The sequence below is a fragment of the Azospirillum sp. B4 genome (assembly GCF_000333275.1).
Classification (GTDB): Bacteria; Pseudomonadota; Alphaproteobacteria; order Azospirillales; family Azospirillaceae; genus Nitrospirillum.
The window spans coordinates 1-26,362 of the sequence record NZ_BACU01000188.1 but is presented as its reverse complement, the minus strand read 5'-3'; the positions used below and the strand labels follow the sequence as shown (position 1 = coordinate 26,362).

At 67.6% G+C, this 26,362-nt stretch carries 20 protein-coding genes; 13 read left to right on the top strand and 7 right to left on the bottom strand.

Annotated features, from left to right (window positions below):
- From I55_RS08425 to I55_RS08415, 3 genes are all read left to right on the top strand, one after another.
- Nucleotides 1–1,941, top strand: a 1,941-nt coding sequence (locus I55_RS08425; protein ID WP_044560075.1) for a glycoside hydrolase family 3 C-terminal domain-containing protein, incomplete at its 5' end; no start/stop codon positions are given.
- Nucleotides 1,942–2,021: 80 nt separating this feature from the next.
- Nucleotides 2,022–3,620 (top strand): carboxylesterase/lipase family protein, encoded by a 1,599-nt coding sequence (locus tag I55_RS08420; RefSeq protein WP_252181082.1) that lies wholly within the window; start codon nucleotides 2,022–2,024, stop codon nucleotides 3,618–3,620.
- 165 nt (nucleotides 3,621–3,785) lie between these two features.
- Nucleotides 3,786–5,075: a sugar MFS transporter gene (locus tag I55_RS08415; protein WP_252181081.1), complete on the top strand. Its 1,290-nt coding sequence runs from the start codon at nucleotides 3,786–3,788 to the stop codon at nucleotides 5,073–5,075.
- Between the two features lie 79 nt (nucleotides 5,076–5,154).
- Here the strand turns inward: I55_RS08415 and I55_RS08410 are convergent, their stop codons facing one another.
- Nucleotides 5,155–6,081 (bottom strand): AEC family transporter, encoded by a 927-nt coding sequence (locus tag I55_RS08410; RefSeq protein WP_044560069.1) that lies wholly within the window; start codon nucleotides 6,079–6,081, stop codon nucleotides 5,155–5,157.
- 36 nt (nucleotides 6,082–6,117) lie between these two features.
- A complete protein-coding gene (gene ruvX / locus I55_RS08405; protein WP_044560068.1) occupies nucleotides 6,118–6,666 on the bottom strand; it encodes a Holliday junction resolvase RuvX in 549 nt (182 codons plus the stop codon).
- Between the two features lie 101 nt (nucleotides 6,667–6,767).
- On the opposite strand from ruvX, the gene gatC reads away from it, so the two are divergent.
- Nucleotides 6,768–7,055, top strand: coding sequence for an Asp-tRNA(Asn)/Glu-tRNA(Gln) amidotransferase subunit GatC (gene gatC, locus I55_RS08400; RefSeq protein ID WP_040845375.1), 288 nt, complete (start codon nucleotides 6,768–6,770; stop codon nucleotides 7,053–7,055).
- On the top strand, nucleotides 7,055–8,539 hold the full coding sequence (gene gatA, locus I55_RS08395; RefSeq protein ID WP_044560067.1) for an Asp-tRNA(Asn)/Glu-tRNA(Gln) amidotransferase subunit GatA: 1,485 nt from the start codon (nucleotides 7,055–7,057) through the stop codon (nucleotides 8,537–8,539). The genes gatC and gatA overlap by 1 nt, the downstream gene beginning before the upstream one ends.
- A gap of 88 nt (nucleotides 8,540–8,627) precedes the next feature.
- Here the strand turns inward: gatA and I55_RS08390 are convergent, their stop codons facing one another.
- From I55_RS08390 to I55_RS08375, 4 genes are all read right to left on the bottom strand, one after another.
- A complete protein-coding gene (locus I55_RS08390; protein ID WP_044560066.1) occupies nucleotides 8,628–9,479 on the bottom strand; it encodes an aspartyl protease family protein in 852 nt (283 codons plus the stop codon).
- 43 nt (nucleotides 9,480–9,522) lie between these two features.
- Complete coding sequence (locus tag I55_RS32865) at nucleotides 9,523–10,302, bottom strand: hypothetical protein (protein ID WP_049973952.1); 780 nt, start codon at nucleotides 10,300–10,302, stop codon at nucleotides 9,523–9,525.
- 174 nt (nucleotides 10,303–10,476) lie between these two features.
- Nucleotides 10,477–10,662 (bottom strand): hypothetical protein, encoded by a 186-nt coding sequence (locus tag I55_RS08380; protein ID WP_044560065.1) that lies wholly within the window; start codon nucleotides 10,660–10,662, stop codon nucleotides 10,477–10,479.
- 26 nt (nucleotides 10,663–10,688) lie between these two features.
- Complete coding sequence (locus tag I55_RS08375) at nucleotides 10,689–10,901, bottom strand: hypothetical protein (protein WP_044560064.1); 213 nt, start codon at nucleotides 10,899–10,901, stop codon at nucleotides 10,689–10,691.
- Nucleotides 10,902–11,601: 700 nt separating this feature from the next.
- Between I55_RS08375 and I55_RS36925 the strand changes: the two genes are divergently transcribed.
- The 6 genes from I55_RS36925 to I55_RS08350 all read left to right on the top strand — a co-directional run bounded on the left by I55_RS36925 (nucleotide 11,602) and on the right by I55_RS08350 (nucleotide 20,038).
- Nucleotides 11,602–11,757 (top strand): hypothetical protein, encoded by a 156-nt coding sequence (locus I55_RS36925; protein ID WP_159107144.1) that lies wholly within the window; start codon nucleotides 11,602–11,604, stop codon nucleotides 11,755–11,757.
- Nucleotides 11,754–12,746 carry an efflux RND transporter periplasmic adaptor subunit gene (locus I55_RS08370; protein ID WP_159107143.1) on the top strand — a complete coding sequence of 331 codons (993 nt, stop codon included), beginning with the start codon at nucleotides 11,754–11,756 and terminating at the stop codon, nucleotides 12,744–12,746. Before I55_RS36925 ends, I55_RS08370 begins: the two co-directional genes overlap by 4 nt.
- A 4-nt stretch (nucleotides 12,747–12,750) precedes the next feature.
- The gene (locus I55_RS08365; protein ID WP_044560062.1) at nucleotides 12,751–15,909 is read left to right on the top strand and encodes an efflux RND transporter permease subunit; all 3,159 of its coding nucleotides are present in this window, start codon (nucleotides 12,751–12,753) and stop codon (nucleotides 15,907–15,909) included.
- The gene (locus I55_RS08360; protein WP_252181080.1) at nucleotides 15,906–17,378 is read left to right on the top strand and encodes an efflux transporter outer membrane subunit; all 1,473 of its coding nucleotides are present in this window, start codon (nucleotides 15,906–15,908) and stop codon (nucleotides 17,376–17,378) included. The genes I55_RS08365 and I55_RS08360 overlap by 4 nt, the downstream gene beginning before the upstream one ends.
- Nucleotides 17,379–17,522: 144 nt before the next feature.
- Nucleotides 17,523–18,314, top strand: coding sequence for a transporter (locus I55_RS08355; RefSeq protein ID WP_159107142.1), 792 nt, complete (start codon nucleotides 17,523–17,525; stop codon nucleotides 18,312–18,314).
- Nucleotides 18,315–18,370: 56 nt separating this feature from the next.
- Nucleotides 18,371–20,038: a methyl-accepting chemotaxis protein gene (locus tag I55_RS08350; RefSeq protein WP_044560060.1), complete on the top strand. Its 1,668-nt coding sequence runs from the start codon at nucleotides 18,371–18,373 to the stop codon at nucleotides 20,036–20,038.
- A gap of 39 nt (nucleotides 20,039–20,077) precedes the next feature.
- On the opposite strand, the gene I55_RS08345 is transcribed toward I55_RS08350, so the two are convergent.
- On the bottom strand, nucleotides 20,078–22,480 hold the full coding sequence (locus tag I55_RS08345) for a glycoside hydrolase N-terminal domain-containing protein (protein WP_044560059.1): 2,403 nt from the start codon (nucleotides 22,478–22,480) through the stop codon (nucleotides 20,078–20,080).
- A 378-nt stretch (nucleotides 22,481–22,858) separates the two neighbouring features.
- Here I55_RS08345 and I55_RS08340 point away from each other — a divergent pair, with 378 nt between their 5' ends.
- Nucleotides 22,859–25,447, top strand: coding sequence for an exo 1,3/1,4-beta-D-glucan glucohydrolase (locus tag I55_RS08340; protein WP_252181079.1), 2,589 nt, complete (start codon nucleotides 22,859–22,861; stop codon nucleotides 25,445–25,447).
- 54 nt (nucleotides 25,448–25,501) lie between these two features.
- Nucleotides 25,502–26,254, top strand: coding sequence for an SGNH/GDSL hydrolase family protein (locus tag I55_RS08335; protein WP_044560058.1), 753 nt, complete (start codon nucleotides 25,502–25,504; stop codon nucleotides 26,252–26,254).
- Nucleotides 26,255–26,362: the final 108 nt, after the last annotated feature.

Below are 26,362 nucleotides of genomic sequence, written 5' to 3'. Positions count from 1 at the left end.
AGGAGACGGACGCCAGCCTTGGGCGTGGCCAATCCCATGAACGTGCGGCCGGGCGATCCGTCCCCCGCCTTGCCCTCCGGCCTGTCACTGGCCGCCACCTGGAACCCGGATATGGCCTACAAGGGCGGCGCCATGATCGGACGGGAGGCCCACGCCAAGGGTTTCAACGTCCTGCTGGCCGGTGGCGTCAACCTGGCGCGCGATCCACGCAATGGACGCAACTTCGAATATCTGGGGGAGGATCCGCTGCTGTCCGGCACGCTGGGGGGTGAATCCATCCGCGGCATCCAGGACCAGAACGTCGTTTCCACCATCAAGCACTTCGCGGTGAACGACCAGGAAACCCAGCGCATGACCATAGACGTCAAGATCGGGGAGGCGGCGGCGCGCGAAAGCGACCTTCTGGCCTTCCAGCTGGCGATCGAGAAGGGCAAGCCCGGCTCCGTCATGTGCGCCTACAACAGGGTCAACGGCGCCTATGCCTGCGACAACCCCTTCCTGCTGAACAAGGTGCTCAAGACCGACTGGGCCTATCCCGGCTGGGTCATGTCCGACTGGGGTGCCGTGCACAGCGTGCAGGCTGCGGTGAATGGCCTGGACCAGGAGTCGGGGGAGCAGATCGACGTCATGCTAAGTCCCGGAGGCAAGGTCTGGTTCAATGAGCCGTTGAAGGCGGCCATCGCCGACAAGAGCGTGCCGGCGGAGCGTCTGTCCGACATGACGCGGCGCATCCTGCGCTCCATGTTCGCGGCCGGCCTGTTCGACCATCCGGCGGCCAAGGCGCCCATCGATTTCGAGGCGCACGCCCAGGTGGCCAAGGCGGCGGGAACGGAAGGCATCGTCCTGCTGAAGAACAAGGGCGACCTGTTGCCCTTGGCCACCAAGGGTAAGACCATCGCCGTCATCGGCGGCTTCGCCAACGCCGGCGTCATCTCCGGCGGCGGCTCGTCCCAGGTGGTGTCCGATGGCGGCCCCGGCGTCAGCATTCCCCTGGGCGGCGATGGCATGATGGGCGCCTTCCGCACCGTGGTCTATCACGCCTCCGCGCCCCTGAAGGCCATCCGCGCCAAGGCGGGTGAGAAGCAGGTTCGCTTCAACGACGGCTCCTACCCGGCGGAGGCGGCGGCCGTGGCCAAGACCACCGACATCGCCGTCGTCTTCGTGACCCAGTGGATGAGCGAAGGGGCGGACGCGCCTGACCTCAGCCTGCCCAATGGCCAGGACGCCCTGGTGGCCGCCGTGGCCGCCGCCAACCCCAATACCATCGTGGTGCTGGAGACCGGCGGCCCCGTGCACATGCCCTGGCTGGACAAGGTGGCGGGCGTGGTGGAGGCTTGGTATCCCGGCAGCCGGGGTGGCGAGGCCATCGCCGACATCCTGTTCGGCGACGCCAATCCCTCCGGCCGCCTGCCCATCACCTTCCCCGCCAGCGACAGCCAATTGCTGCACAAGGACATTCCCGGCGCCGACAAGCCGGAGTTCAGCCCGGCGGAAATCACTTACAGCGAAGGCGCCGACGTCGGCTATCGCCATTACGCCAAAACCGGGGCCAAGCCGCTGTTTCCCTTCGGCTATGGCCTCAGCTACAGCCATTTCACCTATGGCGACGTGAAGGTCACGGGCGGCGACACCCTGACCGTCAGCTTCGAGGTGACGAACACCGGCAAGCGCGCCGGCCAGGACGTGCCGCAGGTCTATCTGACTTCCGCCGCCGGCACCAAGACCCAGCGCCTGATCGGCTGGTCCAAGGTGGCACTGGCCCCGGGGGAGAAGAAGCGCGTGACCGTGACCGCCGACACCCGCCTGCTGGGTACCTTTGATGAGGCTGCCCATGCCTGGCAGGTGAAGGCTGGCGACTATCAGGTGGCGGTGGGCGCGTCGGCCACCGACCTGGATCTCAAGGGCGGGGCGGCGGTCACCGCCTCCACCCGCCAGCCATAAGCCGTATTGGAAGCATCGGGCGCCGCCGGCCCCAGGGAACTCCTGGGATCGGCGGCGCCCCGTCACTCAAGGGGAATGCGATGTCCAAGATGTTGAAGCGGATGGCGGCCGTGGCGCTGCTGTTGGCCGGGCCCATGCCGGCCTTCGCGGCGGAGGCGCCTGTGGCGCAGTTGAAACAGGGGCGCGTGTCGGGCGTGGTCAGCGACGGGGTGGCCGCCTTCAAGGGCATCCCCTTCGCCGCCCCGCCGGTGGGGCCCTTGCGCTGGCGCCCGCCGCAGCCGGCCGCCGCCTGGACGGGCGTGCGCTCCGGTGCCGACTATGGGGCCGATTGCATGCAGAAGCCCCTGCCGGGCGACGCCGCCCCCCTGGGCGTCGCCCCGGCGGAGGATTGCCTGTACCTCAACGTCTGGGCGCCGGCCGATACCGCGTCGAAGCCCGGCGCCAAGCGGCCGGTGATGGTGTGGATCTACGGCGGTGGCTTCGTGAATGGCGGCAGCTCCCCGGCCGTCTATGATGGCTCCGCCTTCGCCCGCGACGGCGTGGTGCTGGTCAGCTTCAATTACCGTGTCGGCCGCTTCGGCTTCTTCGCCCACCCCGCCCTGGTGGCGGAGGCGGGGCAGGGGCCGGTGGGCAACTACGGCTATCTGGACCAGCTGGCCGCCTTGCAATGGGTGAAGCGCAACATCACCGCCTTCGGCGGCGATCCGGACAACGTCACCATCTTCGGTGAGTCCGCCGGAGGCATCTCCGTCCACACCCTGCTGACCTCCCCCATGGCCAAGGGGCTGTTCAACCGGGGCATCGTCCAGTCGGGCGCCGGACGCGAACGCATCCTGCCCACGCCACCCCTGCATGCGGAGGGCGACGCCCCGTCGGCCGAGAAGGCGGGCGTGGCCTATGCCGCGCAGCATGGCATCACCGACACGGGGGCGACCGGCCTGGCCGCCTTGCGCGCCCTGCCGGCCGACGCGGTGGTGGATGGCCTGAACATGGCCACCATGAACACGCCGACATACTCGGGCCCCATGGTGGATGGCGCGGTGGTGCGCTATTCGGCGCCCGTGACCGCCTACGCGGCGGCCGCCGGGGCGGACGTTCCGGTGATGGTGGGCGCCACCGGGGCCGACGGCTTCTTCTTCGGTGGAACGCTGGACAGCGTGCTGGCCCCTTTCGGTGCCGATCGTGACGAGGCGCTGAAGCTGTTCGATCCCGACGGCACGCGCGAGGTGAAGCTGATCGGCCACCGGGTGGCCGGTGTCACCATGTTCATCGAACCCGCCCGCGAGACGGCGCGCCTGCTGTCGGCCCACAAATCGCCCGTCTACCTCTTCCGCTATTCCTATGTGGCGGAAAGCATGCGCAAGGAATGGTGGGGCACGCCGCACGCCACCGAAATCCCCTTCGTCTTCGACACGGTGAAGGCCCGCTACGGTGACGCCCTGACGCCGGCGGACGCGGCGGCGGCCAAGGCGGCCCACGCCTACTGGGTGGCCTTCGCCAAGACCGGCAAGCCGGAACCCAAGGGCCTGCCCGCCTGGACGCCGTTCAAGGCCGGCCAGGATGAGCGCCTGATGGAGTTCGGCGCCCAAGGTCCGGTGCTGGAGGACGATCCCCTGAAGGCGCGCCTGGATCTGGTGGAAAAGGTGGCCGAGCATAAGCCCAGTACAGCCTCGAAATGATTATGCTGCGTTGCGAAAAATTTCATTTCGCAACGCAATAAAATACGAATGTGTCGTAATACCCATTGAACCCGGGCCCGGCGGGTGTCAAACCCCTCGGGCCTGGACTTATCATATCTACTGGACGAACGATCGATGTCGACCGCATCCGCCCACAATAAATCCATGACGTCGCTTGCCCCCATCGTCGTCATGCTGTTCTTCGCCTGGGGCTTCGCCACCTCCATCGTGGACGCCGTCATCCCCAAGCTGAAGGAGCAGTTCTCGCTGAACTACACCGAGGCGATGCTGGTGCAGTTCGCCTTCTTCCTGGCCTACTTCGTCGTGTCGGTTCCGGCGGGCGCCCTGCTGGCGCGCCTGGGCTATCTGCGCGGCATCGTCGCCGGCCTCAGCATCATGACGCTGGGCTGCCTGTTGTTCGTGCCGGCGTCCAGCATGGGCCTGTTCGCGGCCTTCCTGCTGGCGCTGTTCGTCATGGCGGGCGGTATCACCGTGCTGCAGGTGGCGGCCAACCCTCTGATGTCGTTGCTGGGCCGGCCGGAAACGGCCTCCAGCCGCCTGAACCTGGCGCAGGCCTTCAATTCCTTCGGCACCACCATCGGCCCCATCCTCGGTTCCGTCTTCATCCTGTCGAAGGCGGCGGATGGGGACGCCAGCGCGCGCGGCGTGCACGTGCCCTTCCTGATGATCGCGGCCTTGCTGATCGTCCTGGCCGTGCTGTTCTGGTTCCTGCGCGGGCGCGAAGGGGCCGCCACCGACCAGCAGTCGGGCAGCGGCCTCAGTCTGAAGGTGCTGCGCCACAGCCAACTGGCCCTGGGCGTCGTCTCCATTTTCGTCTATGTCGGGGCGGAGGTGTCCATCGGCAGCGCCATGGTCAACTATCTGATCCTTGATCGCACGCGGGATGCGGCGTCGGATCTTGGCACCTGGTTCGCCGGCCTGATGCACCTGCATGATGTGCTGAACACGCCGGAGTCCAAGGCCGCCGTGCTGGTCAGCCTGTACTGGGGCGGCGCCATGGTCGGCCGCTTCATCGGTTCCGTCGTGCTGCGCTTCGCCCGCCCGGGCATCGTGCTGATGGTGTGCTCGCTGGCTGCCGCCTTGCTGGTCAGCCTGTCCATGGCCAGCAGCGGCACGATGGCGATGGTCACCATCCTCTCGGTGGGCCTGTGCAACTCCATCATGTTCCCCACCATCTTCACCATCGCCATCGAAGGCCTGGATGAGGAGACGCCGCAGGGTGCCGGCATGCTGTGCCTGGCCATCTTCGGTGGCGCCGTGGTGCCCATGATCACCGGCAAGGTCGCCGATCTGACCAGCCTGGTGCTGGCCCTCATCGTTCCCGTGGTCTGCTATCTGATGATCGCCGGCTATGGTCTGCTGACCGGGCTGCATCTGCTGTCGGGCAAGCCCGCCACCAAGGGTGGCGCGGCCCGTGCGGTGTCCATGCACTGACGCGTTTGGGCACTGACGCGTTTGGCTTTTTGACGTGACGATCGGCGGCGTAGGAAACCCCTGCGCCGCCGAAATCGTTTCAGGCCGTCAGGATGGCCAGAACGATGGGCAGGGTGATGGCCGCCGCCAGGGTCTGGAAGGTGATGATTCCGGCCATCAGCGGGGCGTCACCGCCCATCTGCCGGGCCAGGACATAGGCGCTGACGGAGGTCGGCAGCGCGTTGTAGAGCACCACGGCGACATAGGCGTCGCCCCGCACTCCCAGCACCTTGGCCAGTAGGGCGGTGATCAGGGGAAGGGCTGCCAGGCGGGCCACGCTGCTGAGCGCCACGGCCAGTTTCGCACCCCGGATGGCGGCGAAGCCCAGGCCAGCGCCCACCGCCAGGAGCCCCAAGGGCAGGCTGGCCTGGCCCAGGACGTTCATCACCGGGGACACCACCGGGATCTGGCGGATGCCGGTCAGGTTCAGGGTGGCACCCACGATGACGGAACAGACCAGGGGGTTGCTGATGATCTGCCACAGGGTGCGCAGCGGATGCCGGCTGACACCGGCCGGCACGTCACCATGACGCCGCATCACCAGAATGCTCAGCACGTTGACCGTCGGCATGCAGAACAGCACGGCCAGCGCCATCATCGCCGTGCCGTGGGTGCCGTACAGGGCGGACCCCAGGGCCATGGCGACATAGGTGTTGACCCGCACCGCCCCCTGGAAGACGGAGGTGTAGGCCGGGTCGCTGCCCGATAGGCGGCGGCAGGTCAGCTGCACCACCACGGCCAAAAGCAGGATGCCGCCCACCAGGGCGCCGGCCATGGCCCGGATGTCCAGGCCCGACAGGTCGGTGCGGGCGGTGCCGTCGATCAGCAGGGCCGGAAACAGCAGGTAATAGATCAGGCGTTCCGCCGCCCCCCAGAAGGCGGCGTCGATCAGGCGGAAATGCTTCAGCCCGAAGCCGATGGCGATCAGCAGGAAGGTGGGCGCCAGCGCCGTCAGGACCTGAAGCATGCCCGCGCAATCACCCCGGTAAGGCAGTCGTCTGGATCAATCGTCCAGATCGCGATCGTCATCATCCCCCGCCGCGTCGCGGGCGGCCAGGGCGGCGCGCGCGGCCTCGGCCGCCATGAAATCCAGGGCGCCCTGAAGGATGTAGGCCGCCGCCATGCGGTCGACCACCTCATCCCGGCGTTTGCGGGTCATGTCCCACTCGATCATCATGCGGCTGACGGCGGAGGTGGACAGGCGCTCATCCCAGAAGGCGATTTCCGGTACCAGGCCGCCCAGCAGGTGGGGCTGTTCGATCAGGTTCTGGGCGAAGCTGCGGGCGGACTGGGCGGCCGGCCCGTCGCTGCCGTCCATGTTGCGCGGCAGGCCGATGACGAAGCCGGCGACGTTGCGGCCGCGCAGTTCCTTGGCCAGGTCCTGCACGTCGGTCGTGAACTTGCGCCGCGTGATGGTGCCCACGGGGGACGCCACCGTCAGGCCGGGATCGGAGATGGCCATGCCTATGGTTTTGGAGCCCAAATCCAGGCCCATCAGCCGCCCGCCGGGGGGCAAGTGGGCCTTGAGGTCCCTGATGTTGCGGATCGCCATACCGGGTGTTACCTTCCGCGCCGCCCGGGGGCCGGCGGCATCCGACACGCCGCCTGCCATCGCCCCCGTGGCTCCTTATTCCGAAGGAGAGACTTAGCACCATGTCGCTCGACAAGGCCACCGTGGCGAAGATCGCGCATCTCGCCCGCATCAAGGTCCCGGACTCCGATCTGGAGCAACTGGCCGGCGAACTCAACACCATCATGCACTGGGTGGAAATGTTGGGCGAGGTGGACACCCAAAACGTGGAACCGATGACCAGCGTGGTCGCGGCCAACCTGCGCCGCCGCCCCGACGCCGTGACCGATGGCGGTTATCCGGAAAAGGTGGTCGCCAACGCCACCGACGCCACCGAGAATTTCTTTTCCGTGCCCAAGGTTGTCGAGTGATGACGAAGCTGACCCACCTGACCATGGCCGACGCCCTGGCCGGCCTGGCCGCCAAGGAGTTCACGGCCGTCGAGCTGACGCAGGCCCACCTGGACGCCATGGCGGCGGCCAAGGAACTGAACGCCTTCATCGTCGAGACGCCGGACGTGGCGCTGAAGCAGGCGGCGGACTCCGACGCCCGCTACGCCAAGGGCGAGCAGCGGGCCCTGGACGGCCTGCCCCTGGGCATCAAGGACCTGTTCTGCACCGAGGGTGTGCAGACGACGGCCGCCAGCCACATCCTGGACGGCTTCGTCCCGCCGTATGAAAGCACGGTGACCAGCCAGCTGTTCCGCGATGGCGCCGTCATGCTGGGCAAGCTGAACCTGGACGAATTCGCCATGGGCTCGGCCAACATCACCAGCCACTACGGCCCGGTGATCAGCCCGTGGTCGCCCAAGGACGAAGCCGGCAACTTCACCCGCAAGCTGGTGCCCGGCGGCTCCTCGGGCGGTTCCGCCGCCGCCGTGGCGGCACGCCTGGCGCTGGGCGCCACCGGTACCGACACCGGCGGGTCGATCCGCCAGCCGGCCAGCTTCGTCGGCATCGTCGGTATCAAGCCGACGTATGGCCGCTGCTCGCGCTGGGGCATTGTCGCCTTCGCCTCGTCCCTGGATCAGGCGGGACCCATGACCCGCACGGTGAAGGACGCGGCGCTCATGCTGCGCTCCATGGCCGGCTACGATCCCAAGGACAGCACCTCCATCGATCTGCCGGTGCCGGACTACGCGGCGGCCCTGACCGGCGACATCCGTGGCCTGCGCGTGGGCATTCCCAAGGAATACCGTGTCGACGGCATGCCGGCGGAGATCGAGAAGCTGTGGCAGCAGGGTATTGAGTGGCTGAAGGCCGCCGGCGCCACGCCGGTGGAGATCAGCCTGCCGCACACCAAGTACGCCCTGCCGGCCTACTACATCGTCGCCCCGGCCGAGGCCTCCTCCAACCTGGCCCGCTATGACGGCGTGCGCTTCGGCCTGCGCGTCGAGGGCAAGGACCTGAAGGAGATGTATGAGAACACCCGCGCCGAAGGCTTCGGTGCCGAGGTGAAGCGCCGTATCATGATCGGCACCTACGTGCTGTCGGCCGGCTACTACGACGCCTATTACCTGAAGGCGCAGAAGGTGCGGGCCCGCATCGCCGAGGATTTCACCAAGGCGTACGAGCAGTGCGATGTCATTCTGACGCCCACCGCCCCGTCGGCCGCCTTCGGCATCGGCGAGAAGATGGACGATCCCATCGCCATGTACCTGAACGACGTCTTCACCGTGCCGGCCAACCTGGCGGGCCTGCCAGGATTGTCCGTGCCGGCGGGCCTGAGCGGCGAGGGCCTGCCCTTGGGCCTGCAGGTGCTGGGCCGTCCGTTCGACGAGGCCACCGTCCTGAAGGTCGGCCACGTCATCGAACAGGCCGCCGGCCCGCAGCCGCTGCCGCCCATTGTGTCGTAAGGGCTGTTTCGGTGGCGGAACGAAGAAAGGCGGCGTCCTCGCGGGCGCCGCTTTTTTACTGGATGACCGCCCCAGCCGGGCGGTGGCGCTACGGTGTGCCGGGCGGGGAAGTCTCGACGATCCACACCTTGCTGGCCGGATAATCGATGGTGAGCTTGGTGCGATACAGGAAGTCCAGTCCCAGAATACCGTCGACCTTCGATCCGGCCGCCGAACTGATGGCGGAGAGGTGGTCGGAGATGCTGACATTCCTCAGGCTGTAACCCACGGGACCAAGGGCGACGCGCGCATCACCGCGTCGGATCGCCACCGTCCCGCCAGCCCCGCCAAGCGTCCCTTCCCCCGTGATGGCAACCCCGGTACGCTCCGCGACATCCGGAGAAAGGGTCGTGACGGTCGCACCGGTGTCGATTTCAAAGATGAAGGGGCCGGCGCCGTTCACCGTCGTCTCGACGAGGATCAGGGGCTTCCTTTGGCCGAGACTGAAGGAAAGGGCGTCGGCGTCACGCCCCGCCGGTGCCGCGAAATCGATTTGGCGGGCGGAATAGTCTATGGAAAAACGGTGGCCGCGCAGGAACTGGTAGCCGACGATGGCGTCGACGGGGGGGCCCACCTGCTGCGTCATGGCGTCGATCATCGGCAACACCGCGACCTTGGCGTGCTCCAGCTTGATGGGGCCGATCGAAAACGCGGACAGCTCCCCTTCCCGGTAAGTTTGCGCTCCGCCGCCGATGGCCGTCGAGCTGTCCGGCGTGATGTCGCCGGACAGCGGAAGGTGCAGTCCCTGGGCCCGGGATACGCTCAGGAATATAGGGAAGGGGGCGGTCGCGCCGGTATCGACGACAATCCGCCCCTTCGTCGATTGTTCGCCAAGCCGTCCCTCGACAACGATCAGGGGCGCCTGCCGCGATGCATAGTCGAAGGGTACGGCGTCCACCATAGGGTCCCCTATCCATTATCCGTCAGTCATGGGATCGGGGTGATCACTTGAACGCCGCCAGCTTCAGCGTCTCATCCGGGTTGCCCTTGTCGCAGCGGCCGGCCTGGTCGGCGGGGGCCTCGGCCAGGTGGGCGGCGTCCAGCGCGGTGGTGCCGTCGTCGGCCGCCTTCAGGGTGAAGGTGATCTGCGTCAGGAAGGCGGCCTTGCCCGTGCCCAGCACGGCGGACTGGCGCGCGGCCTCCCCGAAGTCAGCGGCAAGGGCGTCGCACAGCGCCTTGCGGGTGACGCCCTTGCCCGTGGCGTTGGCCAGAAGGGTCCCGGCCTTGCTGTCGCCCAGCTTCTTAACCATGTCGCCGGCCTGGGCATAGTACTGGTCGGCGGTCAGGCCGCTGCAATAGCCATGCTTCTGCCATTCATGCAACGTCAGGCCGGACGCGATGCCGGGCATGACCTGCGCCAGGGTGGATTGGACGGCCGATGACAGGGGCGGCAGCACCCGATCCTTCCAGGCGGGATCGTTGTCCTTGGCGGAGAGGGAGCAGGCGCTGCTCCACTGCGGCCACAGGCCGTGCAGCGTGGGATGGTTGGCGCCGAAGCTGCTGGCCCGGTCGCCGGCGGCGCATTCGGGATGGCCGTCGCCATGCAGGAAGCAGAACTCCGGCTCCCAACTCAGCACGAACATGTAGGTGTGGCGGCCGGGCGACTGCTTGTCGGCCGGAACCGAGGCGTCGGCGGCCAGGGCGGGGCCGGCGGCCAGGCAGATGGCCAACGCCAGGCCCAAGGCGCAGTTGCCCAGGACACCATTCCAAAGACCCTTACCCATCGCGTGCATCTCCCCATGCGGTGCGCCCTTATGGAGTGTAGGACGAAGCCGGCGCCGTCAAGGGAGAAATGGGTCCAAAAGGGGAACGGATGGCCATAAGGGGAACGGATGGCCAAAAGGGAACGGATGGCCAAAAGGGAACGGATGGAATGAGCGGCGGGGTATTCGGTGTTCCTATGGCGTTCTGCGGAACAATCCCAGCAGGAACTGCAGCAGGAACAGGAACACGCCGATGCCGACGATCAGGCGCAGCACCTCGGCCAGGACCGGGGGCAACAGCGTCACCGCCAGATCCACCAGCATGATGATCAGCAGCAGGCTGAGGATGGCATAGAGAATGTTGCGGAGTGAAGCGTTCATGGGTGGGGTCCTTCTTAGGCTTAAGCTCAGGCTCTGGAACCGGAATGTGGCCGGGCCAGGCGCGCGCGGCGAATGGCGGCCGCCATCACCTGGCCCAGGAAGGCGAAGAACACCAGGCCCACCAGCAGCGGCGGCAGCGCGCCGATGACGGGGGGCAGCAATTGCATCGCCAGATCGGTCAGGGGGACCAGCAGCAGCAGGACGACGGTCACAGACAGAAGATTGTTCAACGCGTTCATCACGACCGACCTCCAGCGCATTGGATGATCCGTTCGGAAAGGGCGGGATGCCTTTCCCCTGGCAACAAATCGGGAATTAGTGGGGTTGGTTGCGCCGGCAACGGGCGGACGGGCCAAAGCGCTAGGGCGCGCGCCGGAATGCCTATCCGCCGCTTCGCGACGTTCAGGATGGCGGATGGGGGGCCCCCGAACCCGGTCATGACCAAAGGCGGTGGAAAGGCCCCCCTGGCGCCACCCTTGGCCGTTGGTTCTATGCCCTGCGTCAAATGGCCCAGCCTGCGGGCGGATGGCATTCCGTCACTGGGCGGAAGCCGATCGGCGGTGCCGTCGCGGTCACGGGCATCAAGGAAAACCGCCGGGTTCGCGCCGCAGCGAACCAGCACTCATAATCAAAACCCCGTCGCTGGATTTCCATCGTCATAAATTCTGGTGATTGCCCCAATAAATGCGCGCCCGCCTGCGCTGAAATGGCCCATTGCCGCGCCCAATCAAAGGTGCGATGCCCGCGTTTCCTTGGTTTCTGCGGTGCATCGTACGGGATGCGTCATTGCGACGCGGTCATTTAGCCTTTTCCGATGGGTGCGCCGAATGGCAGGTGGAGTGTTTCAGGGTGCGTCCTTACCGCTATCTTCCCGGTCCCGGCCGCAGGCTTCAATGGCTGGGCGCCGCCCTGCTTTTGCTCGCGGTGGGGGGAATGATCGTGATCCGTGAGAGTGATGCGCCCCAGCCGCCCCCGGCGCCGCAGGCCGCGGCGCCCGGTACCTTCCAGGTGACGCCCGGCCAGGGGGCGACGCTGGGCACGGATGTCGTGGCCAACCATTCTTTCCAAACCATATCCACACCGATGGCCGCGTGACCGCCCATGATGAGACTACGACCCAAGTCTATTCCCCCGTTTCCGGGCGGGTTGATGCGGTGGCCGTGCATGTCGGCGACCATGTGGCCAAGGACGCCGTGCTGATGACGGTGGATGCCACCGACATGGCGCAGGGGCGCAGCGACCTGGCCGCCGCCCTTTCCGCCGCCGTGGCGGCCGATGCGCAACTGCGCCAGGCCCGCACCACGGAGCAGCGCCAGCGCGACCTGTATCAGGCCGATGGCGGCGCCCTGAAGGACTGGCAGCAGGCCCAGGTGGACCTGGTGGCGGCGGAGACGGCGGCGCGCACGGCCCAGGCCGCCTTGGCCGCCGTGCGCGACCGCCTGCGGGTGCTGGGCCGCACGCCGCGGGAGATCGCGGCGCTGGGCCGGGATACGGCGTCCCTGGCGCCCACGGTCGTGCGCGCGCCCATCGCCGGTACCGTGACGCAGCGCCAGGTGTCACCGGGCCAATACGTCAACGGCGCGGCCAACGGAGGTGCCGTGGTGTTCACCCTGGCCGACCTGTCCACCGTCTGGCTGTTGGCCAATGTGCGCGAGGCGGACGCCCCGGCGGTGGCGGTGGGGCAGGAGGTCGAGGTGCGCGTGCCCGCATACCCCGCCCGGGTGTTCCGGGGCCGGGTGACGGCGGTCGCCCCGGCCATTGATCCCACGACCCGGCGGCTGGCGGTGCGCGTCACCCTGGACAACGCCGATGGTGCCCTGAAGCCGGAGATGATGGCGACCGTGCGCCTGGCCATCGCACCACCCGCCCCGGTCCTGGCCGTGCCGGAGCGGGCGGTGATCCATGAGGGCGACGTATCCCGCGTCTGGGTGGCCGACGCCGCCCACCACGCCCTGGCCCTGCGCCTTGTCACTCTCGGACGGCAGCAGGATGGCCTGGTGGAGGTGTTGGACGGCCTGAAGCCCGGGGACACCGTGGTGACCAAGGGCGCGCTGTTCATCGACCGCGCGGCGCAGGGCGACTGAGATCATGAACAAGGTCGTCATTTTCGCGCTGCGCCAGCGCGTGCTGATGCTGGCGGCGTTGGCCGTCCTGCTGGTTGTGGGTGTGGGCGCCTTCCTGCGCCTGAACATCGAGGCCTATCCCGATCCGGTCCCGCCCATGGTGGAGATCGTGACCCAGAACAGCGGCCAGTCGGCGGAGGAGATCGAGCGCTACATCACCGTGCCCATCGAGGTGCAGATGGCCGGTATCCCCCATGTCACGGCCATCCGCTCCGTCTCGCTGTTCGGGCTGTCGGACATCAAGATCCAGTTCACCTACGATTTCACCTATGACGAGGCGGTGCAGCGGGTGACCAACCAGCTGTCGCAGCTGTCCAACCTGCCGTCGGGCGTACAGCCGGCCATTTCGCCGGAAAGCCCCATTGGTGAAATCCTGCGCTATCAGGTGGTGGGGCCGCCGGGCTATTCCGTCACCGACCTCAAGACCCTGCAGGACTGGGTGTTGCAGCGCCGGTTCAAGGCGGTGCCGGGCGTCATCGACGTGTCCGGGTGGGGCGGCAAGACCAAGGCCTATGAGGTGACGGTGGACCAGCGCAAGCTGACCGCCCATGGCCTGACCATACCCGGCGTGCTGCAGGCCCTGAACAACGCCAACATCAATGTCGGCGGCCAGACGGTGAACATCGGTGACCAGGCCATGGTGGTGCGGGGCGTCGGCCTGATCCATTCCGCCGACGACATCCGCGGCACCATGCTGGCCGCCAACGGCGGCACGCCGGTGCTGGTGGGCGACGTCGCCACCGTCACCGTGGGCAGCCAGCCGCGCCTGGGCATCGCCGGCCGCGACGACCAGGACGACATCGTCCAGGGCATCGTGCTGATGCGCCGGGGGGCTGAGAGCAAGCCCACCATCCTGGCCGCCAAGGCGGAGATGGAGAAGATCAACACGTCTGGCATCCTGCCGCCGGGCGTGTACCTCAAGACCATATACGACCGGTCGGACCTGATCGACCTGACCACCCATACCGTGATGCACAATATGGTCATGGGCATCGTCCTGATCTTCTTCGTGCAGTGGCTGTTCCTGGGCGATCTGCGCAGCGCCGTCATCGTGGCCGCTACGGTGCCCTTCGCCTTGTTCTTCGCCATCCTGATCATGACCCTGCGCGGGGAGTCCGCGAACCTGCTGTCGGTGGGCGCCATCGACTTCGGCCTGATCGTGGACGCCACCGTCATCATGGTGGAGAACATCTTCCGCCACCTGGCGCAGGCGCCCAAGGAGCGGTTCGCCAAATCGTCCATCCTGCACAGCGTGCGGCAAGACGTGATCCTGAAGGGCCGGTTCGGCGTCATCGCCAATTCGGCCGTCGAGGTCAACCGGGCCATCTTCTTCTCCGCCGCCATCATCATCGCCGGCTTCGTGCCCCTGTTCACCCTGTCGGGGGTGGAGGGGCACATCTTCGGCCCCATGGCCAAGACCTACGCCTACGCCATCGCCGGCGGCCTGATCGCCACCTTCACCATCTCCCCCGCCTTGAGCGCCATCCTGTTGCCGGAGCAGGTGCGGGAGCGTGACACGGTGGTGGTGCGGGTGCTGCACCGCCTTTACCCTCCCCTGTTGCGAATGGCGCTGGCCAACCGGCGCCTGGTGCTGGCCGTGGCCAGTGCGCTGATGCTGCTGGCCATCGTCTGCACCTGCTTCATGGGCATGGAATTCCTGCCACACCTGGAGGAGGGCAACCTCTGGATCCGCGCCAACCTGCCCCTGTCCATCTCGCTGGAGGCGGGGACGGAGGCGGTGGACGGCATCCGCCGTATCATCAAGGACTATCCGGAGGTGGAGACCGTCATCTCCCAGCACGGGCGCCCCGATGACGGCACCGACGCCACCGGCTTCTTCAATGCCGAGTTCTTCGTGCCGCTGAAGCCCTTCGACAACTGGCCCGAGGGCTGGGACAAGGAGCGCCTGACCCGCGACATCGAGGCGAAGCTGAGCGAGCGCTTCCCCGGCATCGAGTTCAATTTCTCCCAATATATCGAGGACAACGTGGAGGAGGCGGCCAGCGGCGTTAAGGGCGAGAACTCGGTCAAGCTGTTCGGCAACGACCTGGAAACGCTGGAGAAAACGGCTAACCAGATCAGTCGCGTCATGGCCACGGTGCCCGGTGTCACCGACCTGGGCGTCTTCAAATCCCTGGGCCAGCCGACCATCAAGATCACGGTGGACCGTGCCAGGGCCGCCCGTTACGGCCTGTCGACCGGGGACGTCAACGCCGTCGTCCAGGCCGCCATCGGCGGCCAGGCGGCCGGCAACCTGTATGAGGACGGCAGCGACCGCAACTTTCCCATCATGGTGCGTCTGTCGCCCGAGGATCGCGGCAGCCTGGACGCCATCCGCCATATCACTGTGGGCACCACGGCTTTGGGCGCTGGTACTGCCCCTATCCCCCTGGCCGACGTGGCCGACATCCGCATGGTCTCGGGCGCGTCCTTCATCTACCGCGAGGGGCAGGGGCGCTACATCCCCATCAAGTTCAGCGTGCGCGGCCGCGACCTGGGCAGCGCGGTATTGGAGGCGCAGCAGAAGGTGGCGGAGCAGGTGCGGTTGCCCGGCGGTTATCGCCTGGAATGGGTGGGGGAGTTCGGCAACCTGCAGGACGCGGTGCGCCGCCTGGCGGTGGCCGTCCCGGTCAGCCTGGCGCTGATCTGCGTGTTGCTGTACCTCAACTTCGCTTCCATGACCGACACGCTGCTGGCGGCCAGCGTCATGCCCATGGCCTTGATCGGCGGCATCTTCATCCTGGCCGTCACCGGCACGCCCTTCTCGATCTCCGCCGCCATCGGCTTCATCGGCCTGTTCGGCATCTCGGTGATGGAGGGGATCATCGTCATCTCCTACTTCAACCAGTTGGTCCATGCGGGGATGGAACGGGCGTCGGCGCTGGTGAAGGCGGCGGAAACGCGGCTGCGTCCCGTCATGATGACCTGCATCGCGGCGTGCGTCGGCCTGCTGCCGGCGGCCCTGTCGCATGGCATCGGCTCCCAGGTGCAGCGGCCGCTGGCCATGGTGGTGGTGGGCGGCATTCTGCTGGCGCCCGTTCTGATCCTGGTGGTGCTGCCGGTGCTGATCAGCCTGTTCTCCAGCCGCACCGCGCTGCCGGTGCCCGTGGCGGAGGGAGAATGATGATGCGCCGCGTCCTTCCTTTAATTCCCGCTCTGTTGCTCGCGGCCTGCGCGGTCGGTCCGGACTACCAAACACCGGCCGCCCCACCCAAGGAGGCGCTGGCCCCGCCGCCCAAGCTGCCGGACCAGAGCCTGCTGGCCGGCCGCGACATTCCGGCAGACTGGTGGACCCTGTTCAAGTCGCCGGCGCTGGACGGGCTGGTGCGTGAGGCCATGGCCCACAACGCCGACGTGGCGGCGGCGCAGGCGGCCCTGCGTGTGGCGCGGGAGAACGCGTACGCCAACGCCGGGTCATTCTTCCCCTCCGTCACCGCCAGCTTCCAGGCCACGCGGCAAAAGGACCCCACCGGCACCGTGGCGCCCACGGCGGCCAATAACGCGCCGCAGCTGAACCTGTTCACGCCGCAGCTGTCGGTGTCCTACAGCCCCGACCTGTGGGGCGGCACCCGGCGGGGGCAGGAAGCGCTGGACGCCACCACGGAGGGGCAGCGCTTCCAGGTGGAGGCGACGTACCTGACCCTGACATCCAACGTGGTGGTGGCGGCGGTGACGGAGGCCAGCCTGCGCGGCCAGATCGCCGCCACCCGATCCATCATCGCCGACGCCGGCAAGGCGCTGGCCATCCTGCGCCGCCAGCGTGACCTGGGCCAGGTGTCGGCCGCCGACGTGGCGGGGGGGGAGGCGGCGCTGGCCCAGGCGGAACAGGGCCTGTCCCCACTGGAGAAGCAACTGGAACAGCAGCGCCACCAGCTGAACGCGCTGCTGGGCCGCATGCCGGCCGATCCCACGCCTGAAACCTTCCAGTTGTCGGGCCTGACCCTGCCGGTGGACCTGCCGTACAGCCTGTCGGCCCGCCTGGTTGAACAGCGGCCGGACATTCGCCTTGCCGCCGCCAATCTTCATGTGGCCAGCGCCACCGTTGGCGTGGCCGTCGCCAATCGCCTGCCCAACCTGACGCTCAGCGGAGCGACGGGGTCCAGCGCCTCGGCCCTGAACAGCCTGTTCGCCACCGGCAACGGCTTCTGGAATTTCGGCGCCAGCCTGACCCAGCCGGTGTTCGACGGCTTCAGCCTGGCGCACAAGGAAAAGGCGGCGCGCGCGGCGCTGGACCAGGCGGCGGCGCAGTATCGATCCACCGTCGTGCTGGCCTTTCAGAACGTGGCCGACACCCTCTCCGCACTGAAAAACGATGGCGACGCCCTGGCTGCCGCCCAGCGGGCCGACGCCGCGGCAGCCCATAGCCTGGCCCTGGCCCGGCGGCAACTGGAGCTGGGCGCGGTGGCGCCCGCCACGATGCTGGCGGCCCAGCAGGGGGCGGCCCAAGCGCGAATGGCGCTGGTGCAGGCGCAGGCCGCCCGCCTGATGGACACGGCCGCCCTGTTCCAGGCCCTGGGGGGCGGTTGGTGGAATTTGCCGCCAGCGGAAGCCGGGGGCGGGGCGGGACATGCCATGGCCCCGGGCGGAGCCTAACCTTTCATTGAGTATCTGGCCGCGGGTCCATTAACGAACGGGAAACCTATTTCCGGCACCGTCTTGTCGCAGGGACGATTTGTCACGGACGACAGGACGGGGCTGGCTGTGCGCATTTCTCGCTTACGAACCGGGGTCCTGGCCGTGGCCCTTTTGACCGCGGCCGGCGCCTTGCCGGCATCCGCCGCGGAAGGGGAGCTGCGGGAATTCGCCCCTGATCGCCCGGACAAGACCGACGGTCCCTACACCATCGATCCCGGCCATGTCCAGGTCGAGACGGACATCGTCAGCCACAACCGTGACTTCTATAACGACGACGGCACGCGCAAGCACGAGTCCATCTTCATGGCGCCCAACATCCGCATCGGGATTTGGGATGATACCGAATTGGACATCATCACCCCCGCCTACACCGTCATGGGTTTGTCGGAACGGGGCGGCGGCCATACCCGGGTGCACGGCTGGTCCGACATGACCGTGCGCGCCAAGATCAACCTGTGGGGCAATGACCGGGAAGGGACGACCGCCCTGGGGCTGATCCCCTTCCTGAAGCTGCCCACCGCCGCCGACGCCCTCGGCAATGGCGCGGTGGAGGGGGGCATCGGCGTGCCCTTCGCCATCAAGCTGGGCGGTGATTGGGGATTGGGCACACAAACCACGCTGGCCATGAACCGCAACGCCATCGGTGGCGGCTACGATCCGGACATCGCGTTCTCCGTCAGCCTCAGCCACCCGCTGGGCGAGGTGCTGGACGGTTATATCGAGTTGTATGGCGAGCGGCAGACCGGGCCGGACGCCGCCACCATCGCGACCTTGGATTTGGGCGTGACCTATCAGATCACGCCCAATTTCTCCGTCGATGGCGGCGTGAACATCGGCTTGAGCAAGGCGGCGGACGACGTGAACCCCTTCATCGGCTTCACCGTCCGTTTTTGAGTCCTCTTCTAATTCCCTGACTTCAATTCCGTGACCGAACCCGGCGGAGGCCCACAATGAAACTGGCGCGCAAACTGACCCTGTCGTCGGCCGCGAACACGGTGATGATCCTGCTGATCGCCGGCGTCTTCACCCTGACCCTTTCCTGGCTTGCGGACAGCAAGGCGACCTTGACCGAGACCGCCGGTGTGGCCGCCAAGTCAGTGCGTGCCGTGTCGGTGGGCAACGACCTTTATGCCATCGTCGCGGATGCCGAGATCAACCACGACCTGGTTGAGACGCGGAAGGACTGGGCCGCCAAGAAGGCGGACATCCAGAGCATGTTCAAGGACCTGCGCGCGGTGGCCGATCTACCGGAGGAGCAGGCGGCGCTGGACGGTGCCGAAGCGGGCCTGGCGGAGTATATCGCCATTTTCGAGCAGCAGATGCTGCCCGCCCTTGACAAGAGCGATGTGCTGACCCCCGCCATCCGTGATCTGGACGGCAAGGTGGATGAGGCGCGGGACCGCATGACCCAAAACCTGGAGAAGATGGCGGCGCTGAATCTGGCGCAGTCCCAGGATGCGGAAAAGGCCTTCGATATCGCCTCGGCCAAGGGCCGGACCGGCGGCCTGGTCTTCGCCGGCATCGCCATCGCCCTGACCCTGCTCCTGTCCACGCTCACGGCGCGATCCATCACCCGGCCGGTTGACCTGCTGCGTATGGTGATGGAGACCATGGCCGGTGGCGCGCGCCGGGTGGATGTTCCGGGTACCGTCCGCAAAGACGAGATCGGCGCCATGGCCCGCGCGGTGGAAGTGTTCAAGGAAAGCCTGATCCAGGGCGATGCGCTGGCGGCGGAACAGGCCACGCTGAAGGCTGAGGCCGAGGCCCAGCGCAAGGCGGCGATGGCCCGCGCCGCCGACACCTTTGAGGCGACGGTGCGCGCCGTGGTGGACAAGGTGGCCACGGCCGCCGCCGATATCCAACTGACGGCCCGCGACCTGGGGGAGGCGGCGGAGGAAAGCCTGCGCCAGACCACCACCGTGTCGGCCGCCGCCAGCCAGTCCGCCGGCAACGTGCGCACCGTGGCCACGGCCAGCGAAGAGCTGTCCTCCTCCATCAGTGAAATCAGCCGCCAGGTGGAGAACTCCGCCGTCATCGCCCGGGAGGCGGTGGCCCAGGTGGACGCCACGCGCGGCACCATCGATGGCCTGGCCGAGGTGGCCAACCGCATTGGGGAGGTGGTGAAGCTGATCACCGACATCGCCAGCCAGACCAACCTGCTGGCGCTGAACGCCACCATCGAGGCGGCCCGCGCCGGCGAGGCGGGCAAGGGCTTCGCCGTGGTGGCCAGTGAAGTGAAGGCCCTGGCGACCCAAACCGCCAAGGCGACGGACGAGATCGCGGCCCATGTCGGGGCTATCCAGGGCGCCAGCGGCCAGGCGGTGTCAGCCATCAGTGACATCGGCGGCACCATCCGCCGCATCGATGAGATCGCGTCCATCATCGCCGCCGCCGTGCAGGAGCAGGGTGCCGCCACCCAGGCCATCGTCAGCAATGTCGGTGAGACGGCACGGGCCACGGAGGAAATCACCGAGAACATCTTCGGCGTTAATGAGCGCGCCGACAAGACAGCCCGCAAGTCGGCGGAAGTCGAAGCCTCCTCCACCGAGCTGTCGGCGGAGGCGGGCGTCCTGCGCGCCCAAGTGGACAGTTTCCTGGCCCAGTTGCGCGCGGCGTGAGGGTAGGCAGGAGTCAGGAGTGGGATGGTGGCCAGGTCCTCAGGCGAGGTTCAGTTCGCCATTCTTGAGGGCCAGGCGCCTCTCGCCGCCGGCCGGCACCGTCAGCGCCAGCACGGTCTCACCCAGGCGCACCTGCCAGCGCCGCACTTCCTTGCCCGAATTGCGCAAGGTGGCTTGATCCAGCGTGCCGTCGCGCCATGCCAGATCCAGCCGGCCCTGGCCACGCACCCGCACCCCATTCAGGTGGCCCGTCGGCCAGGCACGGGGCAGGGCCGGCAGCAGCTCGATGCCGTCGCCGATGCTCTGCACCAGCATCTCCACCACGCCGGCGGTGCCGCCGAAGTTGCCGTCGATCTGAAAGGGCGGGTGGGCGTCGAACAGGTTGGGATAGGTGCGTTCCGGTCCCAGCAGCAGGGTCAGGATGGTGTGCGCATGGTCCCCGTCCGCGAACCGCGCCCATAGGTTCAGGCGCCAGCCCATGCCCCAACCGGTGGCGTTGTCGCCCCGGATTTCCAGCGATCTGAGGGCGGCGGCCATCAGTTCCGGCGTGCCCCGGCGGGTGATCTGGTCGCTGGGGTAGACGGCGTAAAGGTGGGAGACGTGGCGGTGGTGGATCTCCGGCGCCCGCATGTCCCAATCTTCCAGCCATTCCTGCAGTTGACCGGAGGAACCGATGCGATCGGGTGGCAGGCGGTCGCGCGCGGCTTTCACCTTGGCGCGAAAGCCGGCGTCGCGGCCCAGGATTTCGGCCGCCTTGATCGTGTCGGCGAACAGGTCGCGCAGGATCTGGCGATCCATGGCTGGGCCGGCGCACAGCGTCGTGCCCATGGGATGCTCATTCTCAGGCGACAGCGACGGGTTGGTGACCAGCCAATCGCTGCCCGGCAGGACCATCAGCGTATCCAGGAAGAACTGCGTCGCCCCTTTCAGGATGGGGTAGACCTCCGCCAGGTAGGCTTTGTCGCGGCCATAGTCGTAGTGGTCCCACAGGTGGCGGCACAGCCAGGCGCCACCCATGGGCCATAGGCCCCACTTGGGCCCGTCGGGCGGCCCCACCACGCGCCAGACGTCGGTGTTGTGATGGGCCATCCAGCCGCCGGCGCCATACATGTCCCGCGCCGCGCGGGCACCGGTCTGCGACAGATCCTTCAGCATGGCGGTCAGCGGTTGCACGCACTCCCCCAGGTCGACCAGCTCCGCCGGCCAGTAGTTCATCTCGGTGTTGATATTGATGGTCCATTTCGACTCCCAGGGCGGATCCACCTGTTCGTTCCAGATGCCCTGCAGGTTGGCCGGCTGGCAGCCGGGGCGGGAACTGCTGATCAGCAGGTAGCGGCCATAGTTGAAGTAAAGCGCGGCCAGCGCCGGGTCGTCCTTCGCCGGATTGGCGCGGATGCGCTCATCCGTGGGCAGGGCCGCCGCCGGCGTGACGCCCAGGTCGATGGTGACGCGGCGGTACAGGTGCTGGTGTTCCGCCACATGGTCGGCCAGCAGGCGGGCGTAAGGCTTCGCCACCGCCCGCGCCAGGGTGTCGGCCGTCAGGGCGGCCGGATCGGCGCCGATGTCGTCATAACGCCTGTAGCCGGTGGCGGCGGTGATCAGCACCACGGCCTCGTCCGCGTGATCGATGACGATGCCGTCGCTGCCCGCCCGCACGGCACCGCCGCTGGCGATGACCTTCAGCCGCACGGCGAATGTCAGCCGTCCCTCGATGCCGAAGCGGCCGGGACCGACGCCCGTCAGCAACAGGCTGTCCGGTCCATCCGCCACCAGGGTGGCGTTCTGCGGCGTCAGCAGCGACAGGGTGGCGCTGACCATGGCTTTGCGGTTGCTGGACAGGCGGGCGACGATCACCCGGTCGGGCGCGCTGGCGAACACCTCGCGCGTATGGACGGAGGCCCAGGCGCCGCCTCCTGTGGTGAAGCGGGTGGTGGCGGTGGCGGTGTCCAGGTCCAGCCGGCGGTGATAGTCGCGGACCGTATCCAGGCTCTGGAACAGCAGCACGGCGTCGCCCAGCGGCTGATAGGGCATCTGTTTCAGGGGCTTCGCCATCACCTTGGTGGCGGCCAGCGCCTCCGCGTCGGTGTAGCGCCCCTGGAAGATCAGATCGCGCACCTCGGGCAGGGCGGCCTTTGCGTCCGGGTTGATGTCGGTATAGGGCGCGCCGGCGTAGAAGGTGTCCTCGTTCAGCTGTAACCGTTCCATGGAGATGCCGCCGAACGCCATGGCGCCCAGGCGGCCGTTGCCCACCGGCAGCGCCTCCACCCACTGCGCGGCCGGTTGGGTGTACCACAGCGTCTGCGTCGGCTCCGCCGCCGGGAGCGGCGGCGGGGGTGGTGTAGGGGCGTCGTCCGCGGTTTGGGCCGGGTGGGCGTTCAGGCCGGCCGTCATCAGGGCGGCGGTTCCCGCCATCAGGATGTGCCGGCGCGACAGGGTGGACATACAGACGGCTTCCCAGCAGTGGATCAAACATCCTTGTCAGACGGGGAATTTGCTATCGCGCACGCTTGTCCTGTGTCGCGTCGTGCCGGCGGTGCCCGACAGTGCCGACCGTCTCCTCCGTCCCGGCGATCGAGGGCGCCGTTGCTCCGATCCTAATGTGACCGGTATCATGGGGCAAGGCGCGCCTTGCTTGCGGGGGTGGGATGATAGCGTTATCATCCCACCAATTCGCGTTTCGAAATGTTCGGAATACGGAACGCGGATGCCTGTCCGGCGTTGGGAGGCCCGGGTGGGCGGCGGCGGGCGTGCCGGGGGCGGCCAGCACCCCGGGTCATACCCCTGGCCCAAGAAGATAAAAGAAAAGATCGAGGAATACCCATGAAGCACCGTTTGGCCCTCCTGGCGTCCGTGGCGCCGGCCTTGCTCCTGGCCGCGCTTGCGCCTATGGCGACCTTCGCCCAGCAGACCCCCGCCCCATCGCAAAAGGCAATCCCCACCGTGACCGACAGCGCCCGCGGCGTCGCCCACCCTGAGCTGTGGCCGGCCGCCAAGAGCAAGGGCCTGGTGGACGCCAAGACCGAAGCCTTCGTGACCGCCCTCCTGTCCAGGATGAGCCTCGAGGACAAGGTCGGCCAAATGATCCAGGCCGACATCTCCACCGTCACCCCGGCGGACCTGGCGGATTATCCGCTGGGCTCCATCCTCGCCGGCGGCGACAGCGCGCCCTCCGGCGGCGACGACCGCGCCGGTCCTGAACGCTGGGCGGAGACGGCGCGCGCTTTCCGCGCCGCTTCGCTGGCGGTGCGGCCGGGTCATACGCCCATCCCCATCATGTTCGGCATCGACGCCGTGCATGGGAACAACAACGTGGTGGGCGCCACGCTGTTTCCCCACAATGTCGGCCTGGGGGCCGCCCATGACCCGGTGTTGATGCGCCGCATCGGTGTCGCCACGGCGCAAGAGACGGCGGCGGCCGGGATCGACTGGGCCTTCGGTCCCACCTTGGCGGTGCCGCAGGACCATCGCTGGGGCCGTACGTATGAGGGGTATTCCGAGGATCCGGAAATCGTTCGCCAGTACGCGGGCGAGATCGTGCTGGGCCTGCAGGGGCAGCCGGGCGCCGGCCAGGCGCTGCAGCACGGCCATGTCGCGGCCTCCGCCAAGCATTACCTGGGGGACGGCGGCACCACCAACGGCATCGACCAGGGGGAGGCGGACGTCAGCGAGGAGGAACTGATCCGTGTTCACGCCGCGGGCTACCCGGTGGCGGTCAATGCCGGCGTCATGACGGTGATGGCCAGCTTCTCCAGTTGGCAGGGCGCCAAGATGCACGGCAACAAGTCGCTGCTGACCGATGTGCTGAAGGGCCGCATGGGGTTCGACGGCTTCGTCGTCAGCGACTGGAACGGCCACGGGCAGGTGCCGGGCTGTACAGCCGATTCCTGTCCCGCCGCCATCCTGGCCGGCATCGACATGATCATGGCCCCCAACGACTGGAAGGCCCTGTTCACCAACACCGTGGCCCAGGTGAAGGCGGGTGCCATCCCCATGGCGCGTATTGACGACGCCGTGCGCCGCATCCTGCGGGTGAAGGCCAAGCTGGGCCTATTCGAAACGGCGCGGCCGTTCGAACTGAAGGACGGCGTCCTGGGCAATGCCGAGCACCGTGCCCTGGCGCGCGAGGCGGTGCGCAAGTCCCTGGTGTTGCTGAAGAACAACGACCGCATCCTGCCGCTGAAGGCCAAGTCCCACGTTCTGGTGGTGGGGGAGGCGGCGGCCGACATCAGCCGCCAGGCCGGTGGCTGGACCCTGTCGTGGCAGGGGACTGGCAACAAGAACAGCGACTTCCCCGGCGCCACGTCGCTGTACGACGGCATCCGCCAGGCGGTGACGGCGGGCGGCGGCACCGTGGACCTCAGCGTCGACGGCAACTTCACCACCAAGCCGGACGTGGCCGTGGTGGTGTTCGGGGAGTTGCCCTACGCCGAATTCCAGGGCGACATCCCCAGCCTGGAATTCCAGGCGGGCGACAAGCAGGATTTGGCGCTGCTGAAGAAGCTGAAGGCCCAGGGCATCCCCGTCGTCTCCGTCTTCCTGTCCGGTCGCCCGTTGTGGGTTAACCCGGAGATCAACGCGTCCGACGCCTTCGTCGCCGCCTGGTTCCCGGGCTCGGAGGGAGGCGGCCTGGCCGACGTGCTGGTGGGGGACGCGCAGGGCCGGCCGCGCTATGACTTCACCGGCAGGCTGTCCTACTCCTGGCCCAAGACCGCGGCGCAGGCGACGCTGAACCGCCACCGGCTGCCCTATGACCCGCTGTTCCCCTATGGCTACGGCCTGCGCTACGCCGATGCCAAGGCCACCATCGTGCCGCAGTTGTTGGAGGTCTCAGGGGTGGACGCGTCGGCGGCCAATATCGACACTTACTTCGTGAAGGGCCGCAACCCGGCGCCGTGGAGCTTCGTCCTGCGCCAGGGGACGACCACCGTGCCGGTGCCAGGCGATGGCACGGCGACGGAGGTGGCGGGCGCCCTGGCGTTGAGGCCGGTGGATGCCGGTGGGGTGCAGGGCGCCGGCCGGCAATTGAGCTGGACCGGCAAGGGGGAGGCCGCGATCGCCGTCACCGGCAGCATGCTGGACCTGACGCGCCAGGCCAACGGCGCCCTGTCGTTGCAGGTTGATTACCGCGTGGATGAGGCGCCGGCCGGTACCGTGTGGCTGGCTTCCGGCTCGGGCGGCGCTGGCCCAGGCACGCCCGGCGCCTTGGACCTGACCTCGGTGCTGAAGGCGGCGCCCGTGGGCCAATGGCAGACCCTGAAGGTCAAGCTGTCCTGCTTCAAGCTGGCCGGCGCCGACCTGTCGAAGGTGACGACGCCGTTCGCGCTCGGCACCGGCAGCACCCTTAAGGTATCGCTGGCCACCGTGCGCCTGGCGGCCGACCCGGCCGGGGCGATTTGTCCCGGTCATTGACGCGCCGATTAATTTAAGATGATTTATGAATTTAGGTTTTGAGGGAGGAAACCCATGAAGAAACATACCCTTGCCGCCGCCCTGGTGCTGGCTGGCCTGATGGCGGGCGTCCCGGCCCGTGCCGAAGACAACACGCCGCCCAGTGCGGAGCAGATCGCCAAGTGGCATCAGGAGGAAGAGGACAGGCTGCATAACGACTTCGCCTACCTCAACCGTTATGCCGCGGATAATGAGAAGCTGAAGCCGGGTTCGGTCCAGGTGGTGTTCATGGGCGACAGCATCACCCAGCTGTGGGTGGACAAGACGCCCGGCTTCTTCACGCCCGGCCGCGTGGGCCGGGGCATCAGCGGCCAGACCACGGCCCAGATGCTGCTGCGCTTCCGCCAGGACGTCATCGACCTGCATCCCAAGGTCGTGCACATCATGGCTGGCACGAACGACCTGGCCCAGAACTGGGGGCCGGTGTCGCCGCAGCAGCTGAAGAACAACATCATGAGCATGGTTGAACTGGCCCAGAAGCACGGCATCACCGTGATCCTGGCCGGCATTCCCCCGGCGATGGACTTCAAGTGGCATCAGGGCCTGGACCCGGCGCCCAAGATCGCCGCCCACAATGCCTGGCTGAAGGAGTACGCGGCGAAGGTGGGCGCCCTGTTCGTCGACTACAAGGACGTGGTGGGCGACGGCAAGGGCGACTTCAAGCCGGGCCTGGCCTCCGACGGCGTGCACCCGACCGAGGCCGGTTACGTGGCCATGGCGCCCTTGGCTGANCAGGTGGTGAAGGAAGCGCTGGCCAAGGCCAAGTAAGGCCGCCGAACGTTGCTGGAACGATGAACGCCCGGGATCGGCTGCTCCCGGGCGTTTTGATTTATGCCGCTTCCGCCAGCGCCGCCTTCGGGGCGTGGCGCAGGGGCA